Source organism: Sphingomonas sp. 3-13AW (genome assembly GCF_049311085.1).
Lineage (GTDB): Bacteria > Pseudomonadota > Alphaproteobacteria > Sphingomonadales > Sphingomonadaceae > Sphingomonas.
In genome coordinates this window covers 126675-143915 of the sequence record NZ_JASNVZ010000002.1, presented here as the reverse complement: position 1 = coordinate 143915, position 17241 = coordinate 126675, and the positions used below count along the sequence as shown (strand labels likewise).

Sequence of the window (17241 nt, the reverse complement as noted above, 5' to 3'; positions counted from 1 at the left end):
CATGGCGCATACAGTCCTCCCCCCCGAACTCGTAGAGGCCGGGCGTCGCGTCGTTGAAGAGAACCGGGCCGCCGGCCGCCGTATCGCCGTTGCGGAGAGCTGCACCGGCGGGCTCGTCTCGGCCGCGATCACTGCCATCCCCGGGTCGTCTGATGTCTTCGAGGGCGGCCTCGTGACCTATTCGAACGAGTTGAAGGCGCGCGTCCTCAACGTCAGCACGGACGTACTGGAAACCTTTGGCGCCGTGTCCATCGCAACTGCCTGGAGCATGGCCCAGGGGCTGATCGAGGTCACCGAGGCGGATGTGGGCGTGGCGATCACCGGCGTTGCCGGGCCGGCCGGCGGAACCGAGCGGAAGCCAGTCGGCACGGTCGTGTTCGCCCGTGCCGAACGCGGTGCGGATCCCCAGCATGTCGTCGCCGATTCGCGGCACTTCGATGTCGAAGGCCGCGGCGAGATCCAGCTTCAGGCGGCGCTTTGTGCGCTGGAACTGCTGCTGCCCGGCCCGTCCGAACTCGAGGATGCGCCAGCGGCCCCGTAAAGCGCGGCCGCCCGCTCCTCGAAAGCGCCGATCATCTTGCGCAGGGCACGGTCGAAGACCTGCCCCGCCAGAAGCTCGAACACGCGGTTCTTGAACGCGAAGTCGACGCAGAAGTCGACAAAGGTGCCCCCCTGCCCATCCGGCCGGAAGGTCCAGTCGTTGTTGAGGTGCTTCAGCGGGCCGTCGAGGTAATCGACGCGGATGTGCCCAGGGCGCTCCTTCGTGACCTTCGATGTGAAGGTCTCCCGCAGGCCCTTGAAGCCGACAATCATGTCAGCGACCATTTCCGCATCGCTGTTGGACCGGACCCGGGTGGCGGTCACCCAGGGCAGGAACTCACCGTAGCGCCCGACATCGGCCACGAGCTGAAACATCTGATCAGGGGTGTACGGCAGTTGGCGCGTTTCGGAGTGGCGCGGCATGTCTTCAGCCCCGCGCCACGCCCAGCTTCGCCTCACGCGCAGCCCGCATCTTCTCGAAATCGTCGCCAGCGTGATAGCTCGACCGCGTCAGCGGCGAAGATGCGACCAGCAGGAACCCCTTGGCGCGCGCGATCGCGGCATAGGCGTCGAACGCCTTGGGCGTCACGAACTCCGCGACCTTCGCATGGCGTGGCGTCGGTTGAAGATACTGGCCCATCGTCAGGAAATCGATGTCCGCCGACCGCATGTCGTCCATGACCTGGTGGACCTCCAGACGCTCCTCGCCGAGGCCGAGCATCACGCCCGACTTGGTGAAGATCGACGGATCCAGCTTCTTCACGCTCTCCAGCAGCCGCAGGGAGGCATAGTAGCGCGCGCCCGGACGGATCGTCGGATAAAGCCGGGGCACCGTTTCGAGATTGTGGTTGTAGACGTCGGGACGCGCCGCAACGATCGCCTCCACGGCGGCTTCATGCTTGTTGCGGAAGTCCGGGGTCAGGATCTCGATGGTCGTCGTCGGATTAGCGCTGCGGATCGCCTCGATGACCTTTACGAACTGCCTCGCGCCGCCATCGGGCAGGTCATCCCGGTCGACCGACGTTACCACGATGTGCTGCAGACCCATCTGCGCGGCAGCGTCGGCGACGTTCTGCGGCTCCATCGGATCGACGGCCCGCGGCATGCCGGTCTTCACGTTGCAGAATGCGCAGGCCCGGGTGCACGTATCGCCCAGGATCATGACGGTCGCGTGCTTCTTGCTCCAGCACTCCCCGATGTTCGGGCAGGCGGCCTCCTCGCACACGGTGGTCAGGCTCTTCGAGCGCATCAACGCCCGCGTCGCCGCAAACCCCGTGGAGGTAGGCGCCTTTACCCGGATCCAGTCAGGTTTGCGTTCGCGGGGCGGACGGGCGAGCGGCGTCATCTCGTTCATGGCCGCCAGATAGCGCTCGTGGGGCGCTCCCACAACCACCTGCCCGCCTTAGGCGCACACAAGCGCAGCTACGCCGGACATGCTTTGTTACTCGCGTCGTCGGATTTGCTTTGTTACCAAAATGGCATGACACGCATGACAGACCTCATCGAAGGCTATTACCGCTTCCGCGGCGGTGAATGGCAGGAAGAACGCGAGCGCTGGGCGGAGCTCAAGGACGGGCAGTCGCCGCGGGTGATGATCATCGCCTGTTCCGACAGCCGGGTCGATCCGGCGACGATCTTCGGCACGCGCCCCGGCGAAGTGTTCGTGGTCCGCAACGTCGCCAATCTGGTGCCGCCGTTCGAGACCGGCGGTGGTCGCCACGGTGTCTCTGCAGCCCTTGAGTTCGCCGTCACCAAGCTGAAGGTCGAGCAGATCCTCGTCCTCGGCCACGGTGCCTGCGGCGGCGTCAACGCGGCGCTGACCCGCGCTCTTGAGAACACCGCCCCCGGTGAAGGCGGCTTTGTTGCCCACTGGATCGACCTGCTCGACGAAGCGCGCGATCGCGTTCTTGCCGAACACGGCGATGGTCCCGAGGGTCAGCGCGCTCTTGAGCAGGAAGGCGTCCGCGTCTCGATGGCGAACCTGCTCACCTTCCCGTTCGTCAAGGAACGCGTCGACGCCGGCAGCCTGAGCATCCACGGCGCCGTCTTCGCAATCGAGGACGGAAAGCTGCGCGTTCGCGACGAGACCGACAGCTTCTCGGTCGCCTGATCCGCTACATCGCCGCGGGGCCTTGCCGGAGACGGCAAGCTCCCCCGCGGTCCAGTGAAGTCCCTACCCCAACTCTCAAGCCGTCCGCGACGTGGCCATGTGCCGCGTCCGGACGGCTTTTTCGTGGCCGTTGCGTGCGCTTTGGGGGTGTTCGTGCGAGGGCAGCATCTGCCCGCAACGCCGGACCGGGGGGGAAACGCGGTTCCTGGCCGCCACCGCGCGTTTGCGCGAGTGGCGGGATCACTCAGTTGGCGGCGTCGGGTGCGACCGCGGCTGCCGCTTCCTTCTTGGCCGTGTCGGCGGTCACGCGGATGTTGAGCTCGCGCAGCTGCTTGGCAGTCGCAAAGCTGGGCGCGCCCATCATCAGGTCTTCCGCCTTCTGCGTCATCGGGAAGGTGATGACCTCGCGGATGTTCGGCTCGTCGGCGAGCAGCATGACGATGCGATCGACGCCCGGTGCCGACCCGCCGTGCGGCGGCGCCCCGTATTTGAACGCGTTCATCATGCCCGCGAAGTGCGCATCCACGTCCGCCTGCGAATAGCCGGCGATCTCGAATGCCTTGTACATGATCTCCGGACGATGGTTCCGGATCGCGCCCGAGGATAGCTCGATGCCGTTACAGACGATGTCGTACTGGTACGCCAGGATATCGAGCGGATCCTTGGTCTCCAGCGCTTCCAGCTCGCCTTGGGGCATCGAGAACGGATTGTGGCTGAAGTCGACCTTCTTGGCGTCCTCGTCATACTCGAACATCGGGAAGTCGACGATCCAGCAGAACTCGAAACGGCTCTGGTCGATCAGCTCCAGCTGCTCACCGATCCGGGTGCGGGCGAGGCCGGCGAGCTTTGCCGCCTGCAGTTCCTTGCCAGCGGCAAACACGATGCCGTCGTCCGGGCCAAGGCCCAGTTCTGCGATCAGCTTGCGAGTCGCCTCTTCACCGTGGTTCTTGGCGATGGGGCCGCCCAGCTCGCCGTTCTTCTGGGTGATATAGCCCAGGCCCGCATGGCCTTCCGAGCGGGCCCAGTCGTTCAGGTCGTCGAAGAACTTGCGACTCTTGCCCGCGGTGTTCGGCGCCGGGATGGCGCGCACGACGCCGCCGCCCTGGACGATCCGGTCGAACAGGCCAAAGCCCGATCCGCGGAAATGCTCGGAGACGTCGGAGATCAGGATGGGGTTGCGCAGGTCCGGCTTGTCGTTGCCGTACTTCAGCATCGATTCCCGGTACGGGATGCGGCGGAACGGCAGCGCGCTCACGCTGCGGCCCTTGCCCTGCCAGTTCGCGAATTCCTCGAAGACGCCATGCAGCACCGGCTCGATCGCGGCGAACACGTCTTCCTGGGTGACGTAGCTCATCTCGAAATCGAGCTGGTAGAACTCTCCCGGCGAGCGATCGGCGCGGGCGTCCTCGTCGCGGAAGCAGGGCGCGATCTGGAAATAGCGGTCGAAGCCCGCGACCATCAGCAGCTGCTTGAACATCTGCGGCGCCTGCGGGAGCGCGTAGAACTTGCCCGGATGCACGCGGCTGGGCACCAGATAGTCGCGCGCGCCCTCCGGCGAGGAAGCCGTCAGGATCGGCGTCTGGAACTCGGTAAACCCCTGCTCGATCATGCGCTGGCGCAGCGACGCGATCACCTTTGCACGCAGCATGATGTTGGCGTGCACCTTCTCACGCCGCAGGTCGAGGAAGCGATAGCGAAGGCGGATATCCTCGGGATATTCGGCGTCGCCCGCGACGGGCATCGGCAGTTCCTGCGCCATCGACTGGACGGTCACCGAACGCGCGAACACCTCGATCTCACCGGTGGGCAGGTTCGGGTTCACGCTTGCGGCGCTGCGCCGCTTCACCACGCCGTCGATCGTCACAACGGACTCGGCACGCAGCGACTCGAGCGTCGGCAACGCCGCCGAGTCGCTGTCCGCGACGATCTGGGTGATGCCATAATGGTCGCGCAGGTCGATGAAGAGCACGCCGCCATGGTCGCGCTTGCGATGCACCCAACCCGACAGGCGAACTTCCTGGCCGTCGTTGTCGGCGTCGAGCTGGCTGCAATTGTGCGTACGATAGGGGTGCATGATGCAATCTCTGATAGCGTCACCCCTGCGAAGGCCGGGATCTGGGTCCGCAGGCGTCGGGCCTGCATGAAGAGGACCCAGCCTCCGCTGAAGTGACGGGGAAAGGCAGGCCCGCCGCTTCCCTCCCCATCCCCCTTTTGTCAACCCGCAGCACCGCCTATGGGGCGATGATGCACATCCATCCGTTGATCACCGACAGCGCCACTCTTGCCGATCTTTGCGCGCGTCTCGCCGATGCCGACTATGTCTGCGTCGATACCGAATTCATGCGCGAGAACAGCTACTGGCCGGAGCTTTGCCTCATCCAGATCGCGGATGACAAGGAAGCCGCCGCGATCGATCCGATGGCACCCGGGATCGACCTCGGCCCGCTCCTCGAACTCATGGTCAACAACGACGACGTCCTCAAGGTCTTCCACGCCGGCGGGCAGGATCTTGAGATCGTCTACAATCTGACGGGCAAGACGCCCTACCCGCTGTTTGACACCCAGATCGCTGCCATGGCGCTCGGCCAGGGGGAACAGGTCGGCTACTCGAACCTGGTCGAAGCCTATCTGGGGATCGCCGTCGACAAGGGCGCGCGCTTCACCGACTGGAGCCGCCGGCCGCTCGACAGCCGCCAGCTCGACTACGCCATCGCGGACGTGACGCACCTCTCCAAGATCTTCCCCAAGATGCTCACCCGGTTGCGCAAGACCGGACGCGGCGATTGGCTGGACGAAGAGATGGAGCGGATCGGCAACCCTTCCAACTATTTCAACGATCCCGACACCGCATGGCAGCGGGTGCGCGTGAGCAGCCGCAAGCCGGAGGTGCTCGGCCGCTTGAAGGCGCTGGCGCGCTGGCGCGAGCTGGAGGCCCAGAACAAGGACCTGCCCCGCGGCCGCATCGCCAAGGACGAGACGATTGCCGACCTGGCGGGCAACCCGCCCAAGAAGCAGGCCGATCTCGCCAAGGTGCGCGGGCTGTCCGCCGCCTGGGCCGGCAACGACATCGGCGGCAGGATGATGACCGCGCTGGCAGAGGCGGAGCCGCTTCCTGCGTCGGAGATGCCGACGCGCGAGGAGCGCGGGCCTTCGCTGGGCAAGGAAGGCGCGCTCGTCGCCGACCTCCTCAAGCTGCTGCTCAAGATCCGCGCGCGCGACATCAACGTCGCGGCACGGCTGCTCGCACGCTCGGACGAACTTGAGGCGCTCGCCGCCGGACAACGCGAGGGGCTCGGCATCCTGCGGGGCTGGCGCTACGAGGAATTCGGGCGCGACGCGCTCGCACTGGTCGAGGGACGCATGGCTTTCTCCGTCGGCGGTGGAAAGCTCAAGATGACGTTGACGGAGGCTGCAGAATGATCCGCACGATACTCCCGCTGCTGGTACTGGCCGGCTGCACGCCGACACTTGCCGATCAGGCGCCTGTCACGGGGCCGGAAACGGTCGCTCCCAACGGCGAAGAGGGCGGATGCCGCACCGACGAACTCTCGGACCTGGTCGGAAAGCCGGGTACTGCCGAGGTCGCAAAGGAAGCGCTTCGCCGCTCCGGGGCCCGCACCTTCCGGCGGATTGAGCCCGGCATGGCCGTCACCATGGACTATCGCCACGACCGCCTGAACATGGACACCGACGCGAACGGGACCGTCACCCGCTTCCACTGCGGGTAAGCCTTTAGCCGACGGCCGCCTCAAGGCCGAAGGCGTTTGCGAGGGCCCGATGCCGCTTCTGGACGGCTTCACCGTAGAGCGCGGCATCGGCGGGCGAATAGCGAAGCCGGATCGCATCGTCGGTCTGTTCAAGGCGCGTGCGTTCCAGCGGCGCGGCCACGCCGCCGCTGAGCCGCTGGCCTAGCCGGATCGCGAGGCCCCAGCGCCGGGCGGTGTCGAGCGTTGCACTGTGTGCGAGGGTGGCAAGCGGCGCGGGCGTGTCGTTTCCGCCCCCCAGGGCCGTGTGCAGTGCCTGGGCGACCATCGCCCTGCCTTCCGCATCGATCCCCACCCACTGGCCGTGCAGCGCGATCTCGACCCCGCGCTCGGCGCGGAAGTCGGGGTTGGCGTGCCACCCCACGTCGGCCAGCAGGCACGCGGTGTGACGCAGCCTCGCGCGTTCCGGCAGTTCGTCCGGAAACAGCGCCGCGATCCAACGGTTCAACAGGTCGCCGTGCTCTTCGAAGCGCGAAAGCAGATGCGCTTCCGCCCGGGCGGCGGCGAGCAGCGGGTCCTGGCGGCGCGCTTCCGGTGAAAGCGCCTGGTACAACAACCCCTCGCGCAAGCCGAACGACGAGGTGACTGTACGTTCGCAGCCAAGCTCGTCGAGTACGGACGAGAGCAACACCGCGGCGCCTGCGAGCGTGGGAATGCGCCCGGACGACAGGTTCGGCACCGCTTTCAGTTCCTGCTTCGTCGCGGTCGCGACCACGTTGGCCAGCGTTCGGATCCGCTCACGCGACATCGCATAGCCGTTGACGATCGGCAGCGGATATTCGGTGAGGTGCATGTCGAATTGGGTAAGCGCCCGCCAGGAGCCGCCGACGAGATAGAATGGAAGCCCCTTCCCTTGGGCGGTCCAGCCGCTTTCCTTCAGCGCCTCGGTAACATGCCGCTCCAGCGCACCCTTGCCCTTGTCACGGATGGCCGCGATCCGCAGCACCCCCAGGGGAAAGGACGTCCGCTCGCGCACTTCGCCGCGGCTGACGCGGACAAGCTCAAGGCTGCCGCCGCCAAGGTCCCCGACGATACCGTCCGCATCCGGGAAGGCCGACAGCACGCCATAGCCTGCGCCGATTGCCTCTGCCTCCCCCGGCAGCACCTCGACTTCCAGCCCTTCGGCGGCGGCGAGCGCGATCAGTTCGGAGCCGTTGCTCGCGTCTCGCACCGCAGCCGTGGCGACGGTGCGGACTTCCGATACCTTCATCTCGCGGGTCAGCCAGGCAAAGCGCGCGATTGCGGTTGCGGCCATCGACATCGCTGTCCGGTCGATGCTGCCGGTCCGGCTGAGCGAGCCTCCGAGCCCGGCCAGCACCTTCTCGTTGAACACTACCGACGGCAGCCGCAGAGGCCCGCTGTAGACGACCAGGCGGACCGAGTTTGAGCCGATGTCGATGATCGCGGTGTGCGCCGCATGGGCGGGCGAAGGCGCGGCCATCGGCCGAAGAAGAGAAAGCAGCGCCATGGTCACGCGTCCTGTTCGGTTAGATGCTGCCGCAGCGAAAGTTCCTGCGGCATCGTATCGTCGAGCGCGGCGCCCCGGCCGGACAGCGACGGGTTGGTCATGAAGTAGCGGTGCAGGTTGAAGCCAGGCCCGTCGACCTTGATCCGTTGATAAACGCCATCCGCATCCAGCTCCCAGCTCTGCTCCTCGTCGATGAGGTTGGCGAGCATCACCTGGTCAAGCACCTGCTCGTGCACGGTGGGGTTGGTGATCGGCAGCAGATACTCGACGCGTCGGTCGAAGTTGCGCGGCATCCAGTCGGCGGAGGACATGAACAGGAGCGCGCCGTCATTCGGCAGGGCCTTGCCGTTCCCGAACGCCCAGATCCGGCTGTGCTCCAGGAAGCGGCCGACGATCGACTTGACGCGGATGTTCTCGGACATGCCCGGCACGTGCGGGCGCAGGCAGCAGATGCCGCGGATCACCAACTCGATCTGCACCCCGGCGTCGCTCGCCTCGTAGAGCTTGTCGATAACGGTCGGGTCGACCAGCGAGTTCATCTTCGCCCAGATCGCACCGCTCCGGCCTGCTTTCGCGTGCTCGATCTCGCCGTCGATCATTTCGATCAGCCGCGTCCGCAGGTTGCGTGGCGAGATCGCGAGCCGCTCAAGCTTGGGGGGCTCGACATAGCCGGTGATGTAATTGAACACCTGCGCCGCATCGCGCCCGATAACGGGGTCGGCCGTGAAGAAGCTCAAGTCGGTGTAAATCCGCGCCGTCACCGGGTGGTAGTTGCCGGTTCCGAAGTGACAGTAGGTGCGCACGCCGCCGTCCTCGCGGCGGACGACCATCGATATCTTGGCGTGGGTCTTCCAGTCGATGAACCCATAGACGACCTGCACCCCGGCGCGCTCCAGTGCAGACGCCCAGTAGAGGTTCTGCTCCTCGTCGAAGCGCGCCTTCAGCTCCACCACGGCGGTGACCGACTTGCCGGCCTCGGCTGCCGCGATGAGCGCGTTGACGACCGCCGACTGCTTGCCCGCACGATAGAGCGTCTGCTTGATCGCGAGCACGTCCGGATCCGCCGCCGCCTGCTTCAGGAAAGCCAGCACCACGTCGAACGTTTCATAGGGGTGGTGGACGATGATGTCCTTCGACCGGATCGCCGCGAAGCAATCCCCGCCGAACTCGCGGATGCGCTCGGGGAAGCGCGGGCTGAAGGGTGGGAATTTGAGGTCGGGTCGGTCCTCCTCGACCAGCAACGACAGGTCGCCAAGACCCAGGAACCCGCTCTTCTCGATCAGAAGCGCGTCGCTGCCGCCGAGTTCCTCTTTCAGGACGTTGAGGAGTCCCTCGCTGATCACGCTCTCGGTCTCGAGGCGGATGACGCGGCCGCGACGGCGCCGCTTGATGGCCGACCGGAAGTAGAGGACGAGATCCTCGGCTTCCTCCTCCAGCTCGATGTCGCTGTCGCGCAGGACGCGGAAATCGGCCGAGGCGCAGACTTGATACCCGGGAAAAAGCAGCGATGAGAAATGCTTGATGAGCGTTTCTACCGCGACATATCGCGCCGGCGTCCCGGGAATCCTCACGAAGCGCGGCGCCGCGGCGGGCAGCAGCACCAGCTCGCGGATCGCCACCCCATCGGCAAGGCGGACCAGGTCGAAGATCACGCTCGATCCCTGGTTCGGGATGAACGGGAACGGGTGGGCCGGATCGAGCGCCTGGGGCGTGATCATCGGGAACAGCTGGTCCTGGAAGTGGCGCCGCAGCCAATCCTCCGCTTCGCCCGTGATCGCGTCGCTTTCCAGCACGAAGATGCCGGCCTCCCCCAGCGCTTCCGCCAGTTCGTTCCAGATCCGCTGCTGGCTAGCGACTAGGTCGGCCGCGTCTTCCACGATAGCCGCGAGCTGCTGGGCAGGTGTGAAGCCGTCGATCGACTTCAGCTCCACGCCCTGCAGCATCTGGCCCTTCAGGCCGGCGACGCGCACCATGAAGAATTCGTCGAGGTTGCTGGCCGAGATCGACAGAAAGCGCAGCCGCTCCAGCAGCGGATGCGCGGGGTTGCAGGCCTCTTCCAGAACGCGGCGATTAAAGGCCAGCCAAGACAGTTCGCGGTTGAAATATCTTCGGCCGGTCTCTGGCACGATCACGCTCCCTCGTGTTCCAAACTCGTCGGAGGGCCGCTTGGTACCAGCCCCGCTTTTGTCAGCACCGGGCGGGCGGTGGCGATCGAGAGGCGACGGTTCTGGCGAACCATCGCATCCTCCTCCAACGCTTCGACAACGCCGAGGATGCTGATGTAGCTCCGCTCAACCCGCCGGGTGATCCAGTCGATTAGACCTGGTCCTGCGACAATTTCGCGACGTTCGAACAGATAATCGAGCAGCGACGCCACCAGGCGCGCGTCCGGCATGCCCAGCGAGAGCACCGGGGTCGCGCCGATCCGCGACCGCAGATCCGGCAGCCGGATCTCCCATGCCGGCGGCGGCGCGTCCGCGACGATCAGCAGCGGCCGACGCTCCGCCTGCGCACGGTTCCATGCGTGAAAGATGTCGACTTCCGGCTGGCGCTCTGCGTCATCGACGACGGTGCCTCCGGTGCGGAGCGCGAACAGGCGAGCGAGCAGCGACCGCCCCGACTTGCGTGGGCCCACCAGGAGCGCGGCCATGACGGGCCAGGTGCCCCAATGCTCCAGATGCTGGACGGCGTGGGCGTTGATGTCGCTCACGAGGAATTCGTCCGCCCGCGCACCCACCGGCTGGCCGAGGGGCAAGTCGAACTGCATCAGCCGCCCGTCTGTGCTGCCGGTGTCACCGGCGCGGCAGAGGGAGTTGGCGTCGGCGTGCCTGCCGGGCGGCGGATGCGGAGAACCCCTGGCCCCTGCGTCACTTGCCAGCCGCGCGCCTGAAGTGCGGCCGCAAGCACGGCCGGGTCGCCGTCGAACACCACGCGCATCACCGACACGCCGCCAAGCGCCAGGCTGGTCGTAACGGCCGAGCGCACGCCCGCAATGGAACGGAGCGCGCCTTCGGAGGAGGCCACGGCTGCGACGCCTGGCGTGTCGAACTGGATCGACACCGTTGTGCGGCCTTCGGGTGCCGTCGCGGAGAAATCGGCTCCAGGGGTCTCGCTCCCGGTGTCCGAAGGTGCAGCCGCAGGCGCCGGCTGACCAGGGGGCGGTGCCGACAGCGCCGGATCCGTGCGCAAGCGACCCTCACGCAAGGCCTGCTGATAGGCGGTGTCGATCCGGCGGACGCCTTCGTCGAGCAAGGCCGGGATCGACTCGGCCCGGTCCACCTTCAAGGTGAAGCGGGTGAGCACATGATGGTCCGGGCCATAGCCGGCGGTGAAGTCGGCGATCACCGGCCCGCCCGGCCACTGCCGCCGCAGCTTGACCTGGGGGATCAGCACGTCCGCCGCGCCATATTGGTCGAGGATGGTGCGCCACCAGCCGCGACCGCGGCGGCTCACCTGTCCGGCGTTGACGAGCAGGGCGTCGGGGCCTGTTCCGGTCAGGCGGACATAGTCGATGACGCTGTTGCCGGTCCGGAAACGCGCCCAGGCTTCCTGCCACGGCGTCGCGCGCTCGAACACGGTGGCGGCACCGCCCGACTCCTGCAGCGGCACGACCAGCAGGCCCGGCGAGCGCAGGGTCTCGCCCGCGACTCCAAGGATCGAGCCTGCCCGGGCGCGATTGAACAGCACCCCCAGGCGGGCGACATAGCGATTCGGGCCAATCTGCTCGTTCTCGACCACGATCCCGCTCACCAGCGAATCGAGGGTCGAATCGGGAAGCGACCCCGGCCGCCCGGTCAGCCGCCGCGACAGCATGTCCCAGCCCTTGCGCTGCGCGAGCCGCCAGCCACCGATGCGCGCCGCCTCGGCGGTCGGGCCAGAGACGTCGACGCGCACGCCGGAAACCTCGAAACTGCCGGAGCTTGCGATCGGCGCGACCCCGCGGCCGCTGTCCTCGATCTGTGCGACGACGGTCCCGCCGGTAGCAAGGAGGGCCACCAAGAGGCCGGCACACAGGGTTCTGGAAAGGCGCAAGGAGGGCATCCGCCGCCTTTTGACGAAGCGGGCGTGGAAATCCAAGCAGGATATGGCTAGTCGCTCGGCCATGAGCACCGAAGATGCGGGCGGGACGCCCTATACCTACGCCGGAGCCGGCGTTTCGATCGCCGCAGGCAACGCGCTGGTCCGCGCCATCGCGCCGCTTGCCCGCTCCACCCGACGCAGCGGTGCCGACGCCGATCTGGGCGGGTTCGGCGGGATCTTCGATCCCAAGGCGGCGGGGTTCAAGGACCCGCTGCTGGTCGCTGCCAACGACGGCGTCGGTACCAAGCTGAAGCTGGCGATCGAGCATAATGCCCATGACGGCGTCGGCATCGACCTCGTCGCGATGTGCGCCAACGATCTCATCGTTCAGGGCGCCGAGCCGCTGTTCTTCCTCGACTATTACGCCAGCGGGAAGCTGGAGGCCGCGGTTGCGGAGCGCGTGATCGCTTCCATCGCGGAAGGGTGCCGTCAGGCGGGCTGCGCGCTGATCGGTGGCGAGACCGCAGAGATGCCGGGGATGTACGCCGGTGACGATTACGACCTCGCCGGCTTCTGCGTCGGGGCAGTCGAGCGCGAACAGCTGTTGACCAAGGGCCGCGTCGCGGTCGGCGACGTGATCCTGGGCCTCGCCTCTTCGGGCGTGCACTCGAACGGCTTCTCGCTCGTCCGTCGATTGGCGGCCGACAAGGGCTGGAAGCTCGATCGCCCTGCCCTGTTCGACCAGGATCATCTGCTGATCGACACGCTGATGGCGCCGACCCGCATCTATGTGAAGAGCCTGCTGCCGCTGCTGCGGGAAGAGCGCATCCACGGCCTCGCGCACATTACCGGCGGCGGTTTGCTCGAGAATATCCCGCGTGTCCTGCCGGACGGATGCCATGCCCGGGTCGATGCCGATGCGTGGGAGCAGCCGCGGTTGATGGCGTTCCTGCAGGCGCAGGGCGCGATCGAACCCGAGGAGATGGCCCGCACGTTCAATTGCGGGATCGGCATGGCCGTTCTGGTCTCTCCGGAGGAAGCAGACGGCGTCGCCGCGGCGCTTGCTGCCGCGGGCGAGCAGGTCTTCCGCATCGGTGTCGTCGAGGCCGGCGACTGCGGCTGCACCGTTACCGGCAGCGTGGGCACGTGGAGCGCCCGTGCCGATTGGTCGGCGACGCACCTTGGCTGAACGGGCTCGCCGCAAGGTCGGTGTCCTTATCTCGGGTCGCGGCTCGAACATGGCCGCCCTCGTCGAGGCGGCGCGTGCGGCGGACTGCCCGTTCGAAATCGCGATTGTCGCCAGCGACAAGCCCGATGCCGCAGGTCTCGCCTGGGCGTCGGAACAGGGCATCGCCACCTTCGCGCAAAGCCCCAAGGGAATGCCGAAGGCGGAGTACGAAGCACGCATCGATGCCGCGCTGCGGAGCGCCGGGGTCGAGCTCATCGCGCTCGCGGGCTACATGCGCTTGCTCTCCCCGGCATTCGTAGACCGTTGGGGCGGGCGGATCGTGAACATCCATCCGTCGCTTCTCCCCAAGTATAAGGGACTCGACACCCACGCGCGGGCGATCGCGGCTGGCGATGCCGTGGCGGGATGCTCCGTACACCTCGTCACGGCGGAACTCGACGCCGGCACGGTGCTGGGCCAGGCAGAAGTCACGATCGAACCCGGCGACACTGCAGAGGCGCTTGCAGCCCGCGTCCTGGTGGAGGAACATCGGCTCTATCCACGCATCCTGGCGGAGTTCGTGCGTACCATGACCGACGATCCCCTAGCCCGCGTCCGCAGCCTCGCGCTCGGCCTGCCCGAAACCAGCGAGTCGAACGAAGACGGCCAGCCCAGCTTCACCGTCGCGGACACGCCCTTTGCGCGGATGACCGGCGATAGCGCGCTCAAGGTTCGCAGCGATGATGGATGGCAGACCCTGTCGCTGGCCGGCGACATCGACTGGACGCTCGTCGGCGACGCGATTGCGCGCGGATGGGAACTGACCGCACCACCAGCGTTGCTGGAAGCCGGCGGCCGGTGAACGAAACCCCGCGCAAGCGCTGGCGCTGGCTGACGCTGGCCGAGGTGGTGGGGGTGGCCGCGCTGGCGATCTCTGGCCTGACGTTGTGGAACAATGTCTCGTCCCGCAAGGACAACCAGATCGAGCGCGCGGAGCAGGCGGCGCGTGAGCGGGCCGCGGCAGACGCACAGGCGCATGTCGCGCAGCTGGTCACCCTCGTCGGCACGCCCGGGAACACGGGGCGGACGCTCCAGCTCAGCGATGCGAACCACCGGATCGAGCGCATCGAGGTGCAGTTCCCGCCGTCGCTGGGCGTCCCGGCCAAGGATGGCGTGCTCGACACCCGTATCGATGCCGACTGGATCTCCGGGCCGCTGCTCAAGCTGACGGATGGGGGCGCGGACGCGATCCAGGGCCGCCTGCCGATCCGCATCGACAGCCAATATTGGGACGGCGATGTGCAGCGCGAAGACAGCGCGATCTATGAACTCGTGTTCGCAACCCAGGGCCGCCTCATCGGCGGCCGGACGCTCAAGCTGCAGGGCGTGACGCTCAAGCAGCGGCGGCCGGGGGCCAAGTCCGACGAACGGCTTGAGGCGCTCTGGGCGGCAGAGCGCCGGCGGCTGGGGCTTCGCGCAACGAAATAGGGCGCCACCCCCCGCTGGGAGCGACGCCCTATTGAAGATCGGAATGCTGCCCCCAGAAGGGCAGCGTCCGGATCAGCCGACGATTTCTTCCGGCTTGAAGAAATAGTCGATCTCGATCTTTGCGTTCTCTTCCGAGTCCGAACCATGGACCGAGTTCGCTTCGATCGACTCCGCCAGTTCCTTGCGGATCGTGCCCGGCTCGGCGTTCGCGGGGTTGGTGGCGCCCATGATGTCGCGGTTACGCTTTACAGCGTCCTCACCCTCGAGCACCTGCACGACCACCGGGCCGGAGATCATGAAGGAGACGAGGTCGTTGAAGAACGGGCGCTCCTTGTGGACCGCGTAGAATCCCTCGGCCTGCTCCTTGGTCATCTGGATACGCTTGGAAGCGACGACGCGAAGACCGGCCTCTTCCAGCATCTTGGTGACGGCGCCGGTCAGGTTGCGGCGGGTAGCATCGGGCTTGATGATCGAAAACGTGCGGGTCGCGGCCATGGCCATGCGGCTCCTCGAATTGGCATGTTGGAAAGTCGCGGCTCCCTAGTCGCCCCGCAGTCGCGATGCAAGCGGACGCCCGGGCAGGCGCGTCAGGCCGCCTGTTCCCAGCGCCCGCCGTCGTTCTGCTTCCAATATCGACGAACGATCTCTGAACGGTCGCCCAGCGCGCGCCACGCCTGGCGCGCCTCGACGATCCGCTCGTCGTCAAAGAAGTGGAAGGTGCGGTCGAACGCGAGTGCTTCATCGCGCCAGATGCCATCGGCGAGCGCGATGTTGCGTGCGCCGTTCGGAGCCTCGACGGAGCCCGAGATCAATACGGGCTGGCGATCGTCCCGTGCCCCGCCCGATTGAGCGTGCGGCAGAAAACTCTCCGGGCTATACGCCCACAGGCACCGGTCGAGCGCGTGGCGCGCCTCTTCCTGCTCCGCCACCACCAGCAACCGGCCGCCACCCGCAACGACCCGCTCGGCGATGCGCGGCAGCGCACGGTCGAGCGGGAGCTGGGTCAGGTGATAGAAGTCGACCTGCATGGCGGCTGCGCGATCAGCCCTCGAACTGGTCGCGCACGAAGCGATCGAGCACCCGCACCCCATAGCCGGTCGCGCCCTTGTCCCAGGCGGTACCCGGCTTGTCGGCCCAGACCATGCCGGCGATGTCGAGATGCGCCCAACGGACTTCCGGCTCGACGAAGCGAGCGATGAACTGCGCGGCAGTGATCGAGCCAGCGCCGCGGCCGCCGATGTTCTTCATGTCGGCGATCGGCGAGTCGATCAGCTTGTCGTATGCCGGCGACAGCGGGAAGCGCCACAGCTTGTCGCCCGTCGCCTTGCCGGCCGCGAGCAGTTGCTCGGCCAGCGAGTCGTCGTTCGCGAACAGGCCGCCGTGCTCATGGCCGAGCGCAATGATCATCGCGCCGGTGAGCGTGGCGAGGTCGATGATCGTCTTGGGCTTGTGGGTGCGCTGGACCCAGGTGACGGCGTCGCAGAGGACAAGGCGCCCTTCCGCGTCGGTATTCAGGATCTCGATCGTCTGGCCGGACATCGACGTCACGATGTCGCCCGGACGCTGGGCGTTGCCGTCGGGCATGTTCTCCACCAGACCACAGACGCCGATGACGTTCGCCTTCGCCTTGCGCAGCGCCAGTGCCTTCATCGCGCCGGCAACAGCACCGGCACCGCCCATGTCCCACTTCATGTCTTCCATGCCGGGCCCGGGCTTGAGCGAGATGCCGCCCGTGTCAAAGGTCACGCCCTTGCCGACAAAGGCCACGTCCACGTCGCCTTCGCCCTTGCCGTTCCAGCGCATGGCCAGCAGCTGTGCCTCACGCACCGAGCCCTGGCTCACGCCCAGCAGGGCACCCATGCCAAGCTCGCGCATCGCCGCCTCATCCAGGACGGTGATCTCGACGCCCAGCTCTTCGAGGTGGCGGCAGCGCTCTACGAAGCTCTCGGGATAGAGGATGTTCGGCGGCTCGCTCACCAGCGTGCGGGTTAGGGCCAGGCCGTCGGTCAGCGCCTTTGCATCGGTCCAGGCCGCGTCGATCCCTTCAGGGGCGCCCACCGCCTCGATCCGCTCCAGCGTAATCTGCTGGCTGGCGGGAAGCCGCGTGCGATAGACGTCATGCCGCCAGCTGCGCTGCTCGGCCGCAGCCAGCAGCCGCGCGACCGCCGTGGCGGCGGGAGCGGACGAAAGCGTGGAGAAGTCAATGACGAGCGCAGGGATGCCGGCGGTGAGGAAACGTCCCGCCAAGGCGCCGCCTGCACGCTCGAAATCCGCGTCTTCGCCGTTGCCGGTGCCCAGCAGGATCACGCGCGCCGCGCCACCGCCTTGGGGAACGAAAATCTCGGCGATCGTGCCGGGTTCGCCGTCGAAACGGGCCCCTTCCGCAGCACCGCGAACCAGCGCTGCAGTGGCGCTTTCCAGCCCCGCATCGCCGAGGCCGGCGACGCCGCCCTTGCCCACCGGCAGCACCAGCGCCGCCGCGTCGGCGGGCCGCGAGGAGATGAAACGGATCTGCATCAATAATGTCCCTGTGGTGGAATCGGGCGCCAATGGCGATGCCGCACCCTTAGGACAGGCACGACGCGCACGCAAAGCGACCGGAGGGCGATTGCGGTTCCCGGAAGTGGATGCGATAGGGCGCGTTTACAGATTGCCCCCGCGCGCTGCGGCCGCCCATGGAGAG

At 67.0% G+C, this 17241-nt stretch carries 17 protein-coding genes; 7 read left to right on the top strand and 10 right to left on the bottom strand.

Annotated elements, in window-relative coordinates; all coding sequences use genetic code 11:
• Position 1: 1 nt before the first annotated feature.
• The gene (locus QP045_RS03885; protein ID WP_422513647.1) at positions 2-541 is read left to right on the top strand and encodes a CinA family protein; all 540 of its coding nucleotides are present in this window, start codon (positions 2-4) and stop codon (positions 539-541) included.
• Here the strand turns inward: QP045_RS03885 and QP045_RS03880 are convergent.
• Both QP045_RS03880 and lipA read right to left on the bottom strand, forming a co-directional pair.
• Complete coding sequence (locus tag QP045_RS03880) at positions 466-963, bottom strand: type II toxin-antitoxin system RatA family toxin (protein ID WP_422513646.1); 498 nt, start codon at positions 961-963, stop codon at positions 466-468. The genes QP045_RS03885 and QP045_RS03880 overlap by 76 nt on opposite strands.
• A 4-nt stretch (positions 964-967) precedes the next feature.
• The gene (gene lipA / locus QP045_RS03875) at positions 968-1894 is read right to left on the bottom strand and encodes a lipoyl synthase (RefSeq protein ID WP_422513645.1); all 927 of its coding nucleotides are present in this window, start codon (positions 1892-1894) and stop codon (positions 968-970) included.
• A 126-nt stretch (positions 1895-2020) separates the two neighbouring features.
• Here lipA and QP045_RS03870 point away from each other — a divergent pair, with 126 nt between their 5' ends.
• Positions 2021-2650, top strand: a complete 630-nt coding sequence (locus QP045_RS03870) for a carbonic anhydrase (protein ID WP_422513644.1) — start codon at positions 2021-2023, stop codon at positions 2648-2650.
• Positions 2651-2894: 244 nt separating this feature from the next.
• Here the strand turns inward: QP045_RS03870 and aspS are convergent, their stop codons facing one another.
• A complete protein-coding gene (aspS, locus tag QP045_RS03865; RefSeq protein ID WP_422513643.1) occupies positions 2895-4724 on the bottom strand; it encodes an aspartate--tRNA ligase in 1830 nt (609 codons plus the stop codon).
• 170 nt (positions 4725-4894) lie between these two features.
• Between aspS and rnd the strand changes: the two genes are divergently transcribed.
• Together rnd and QP045_RS03855 are read left to right on the top strand one after the other, a co-directional pair.
• Positions 4895-6070 (top strand): ribonuclease D, encoded by a 1176-nt coding sequence (gene rnd, locus QP045_RS03860; protein ID WP_422513642.1) that lies wholly within the window; start codon positions 4895-4897, stop codon positions 6068-6070.
• Positions 6067-6378 carry an I78 family peptidase inhibitor gene (locus QP045_RS03855; protein WP_422513641.1) on the top strand — a complete coding sequence of 104 codons (312 nt, stop codon included), beginning with the start codon at positions 6067-6069 and terminating at the stop codon, positions 6376-6378. Before rnd ends, QP045_RS03855 begins: the two co-directional genes overlap by 4 nt.
• A gap of 4 nt (positions 6379-6382) precedes the next feature.
• On the opposite strand, the gene QP045_RS03850 is transcribed toward QP045_RS03855, so the two are convergent.
• The 4 genes from QP045_RS03850 to QP045_RS03835 are packed head-to-tail and all read right to left on the bottom strand — an operon-like array spanning position 6383 to position 11923.
• Positions 6383-7882 (bottom strand): Ppx/GppA family phosphatase, encoded by a 1500-nt coding sequence (locus QP045_RS03850; protein ID WP_422513640.1) that lies wholly within the window; start codon positions 7880-7882, stop codon positions 6383-6385.
• Between the two features lie 2 nt (positions 7883-7884).
• On the bottom strand, positions 7885-10014 hold the full coding sequence (locus QP045_RS03845) for an RNA degradosome polyphosphate kinase (protein ID WP_422513639.1): 2130 nt from the start codon (positions 10012-10014) through the stop codon (positions 7885-7887).
• On the bottom strand, positions 10011-10649 hold the full coding sequence (locus QP045_RS03840) for a chromosomal replication initiator DnaA (protein WP_422513638.1): 639 nt from the start codon (positions 10647-10649) through the stop codon (positions 10011-10013). The genes QP045_RS03845 and QP045_RS03840 overlap by 4 nt, the downstream gene beginning before the upstream one ends.
• Positions 10649-11923 (bottom strand): heavy-metal-associated domain-containing protein, encoded by a 1275-nt coding sequence (locus QP045_RS03835; protein ID WP_422513637.1) that lies wholly within the window; start codon positions 11921-11923, stop codon positions 10649-10651. Before QP045_RS03835 ends, QP045_RS03840 begins: the two co-directional genes overlap by 1 nt.
• A gap of 61 nt (positions 11924-11984) precedes the next feature.
• On the opposite strand from QP045_RS03835, the gene purM reads away from it, so the two are divergent.
• The 3 genes from purM to QP045_RS03820 are packed head-to-tail and all read left to right on the top strand — an operon-like array spanning position 11985 to position 14558.
• Positions 11985-13091 (top strand): phosphoribosylformylglycinamidine cyclo-ligase, encoded by a 1107-nt coding sequence (purM, locus tag QP045_RS03830; RefSeq protein ID WP_422513636.1) that lies wholly within the window; start codon positions 11985-11987, stop codon positions 13089-13091.
• Positions 13084-13932, top strand: a complete 849-nt coding sequence (gene purN, locus QP045_RS03825; protein ID WP_422513635.1) for a phosphoribosylglycinamide formyltransferase — start codon at positions 13084-13086, stop codon at positions 13930-13932. The genes purM and purN overlap by 8 nt, the downstream gene beginning before the upstream one ends.
• A complete protein-coding gene (locus tag QP045_RS03820; RefSeq protein ID WP_422513634.1) occupies positions 13929-14558 on the top strand; it encodes a hypothetical protein in 630 nt (209 codons plus the stop codon). Before purN ends, QP045_RS03820 begins: the two co-directional genes overlap by 4 nt.
• Before the next feature lie 72 nt (positions 14559-14630).
• Here QP045_RS03820 and ndk read toward each other — a convergent pair whose 3' ends face one another.
• The 3 genes from ndk to QP045_RS03805 all read right to left on the bottom strand — a co-directional run bounded on the left by ndk (position 14631) and on the right by QP045_RS03805 (position 17075).
• Positions 14631-15053 (bottom strand): nucleoside-diphosphate kinase, encoded by a 423-nt coding sequence (ndk, locus tag QP045_RS03815; protein ID WP_422513871.1) that lies wholly within the window; start codon positions 15051-15053, stop codon positions 14631-14633.
• A 92-nt stretch (positions 15054-15145) separates the two neighbouring features.
• Positions 15146-15586 (bottom strand): DNA polymerase III subunit chi, encoded by a 441-nt coding sequence (locus QP045_RS03810; RefSeq protein ID WP_422513633.1) that lies wholly within the window; start codon positions 15584-15586, stop codon positions 15146-15148.
• Between the two features lie 13 nt (positions 15587-15599).
• Complete coding sequence (locus tag QP045_RS03805; RefSeq protein WP_422513632.1) at positions 15600-17075, bottom strand: leucyl aminopeptidase; 1476 nt, start codon at positions 17073-17075, stop codon at positions 15600-15602.
• Between the last annotated feature and the right edge of the window lie 166 nt (positions 17076-17241).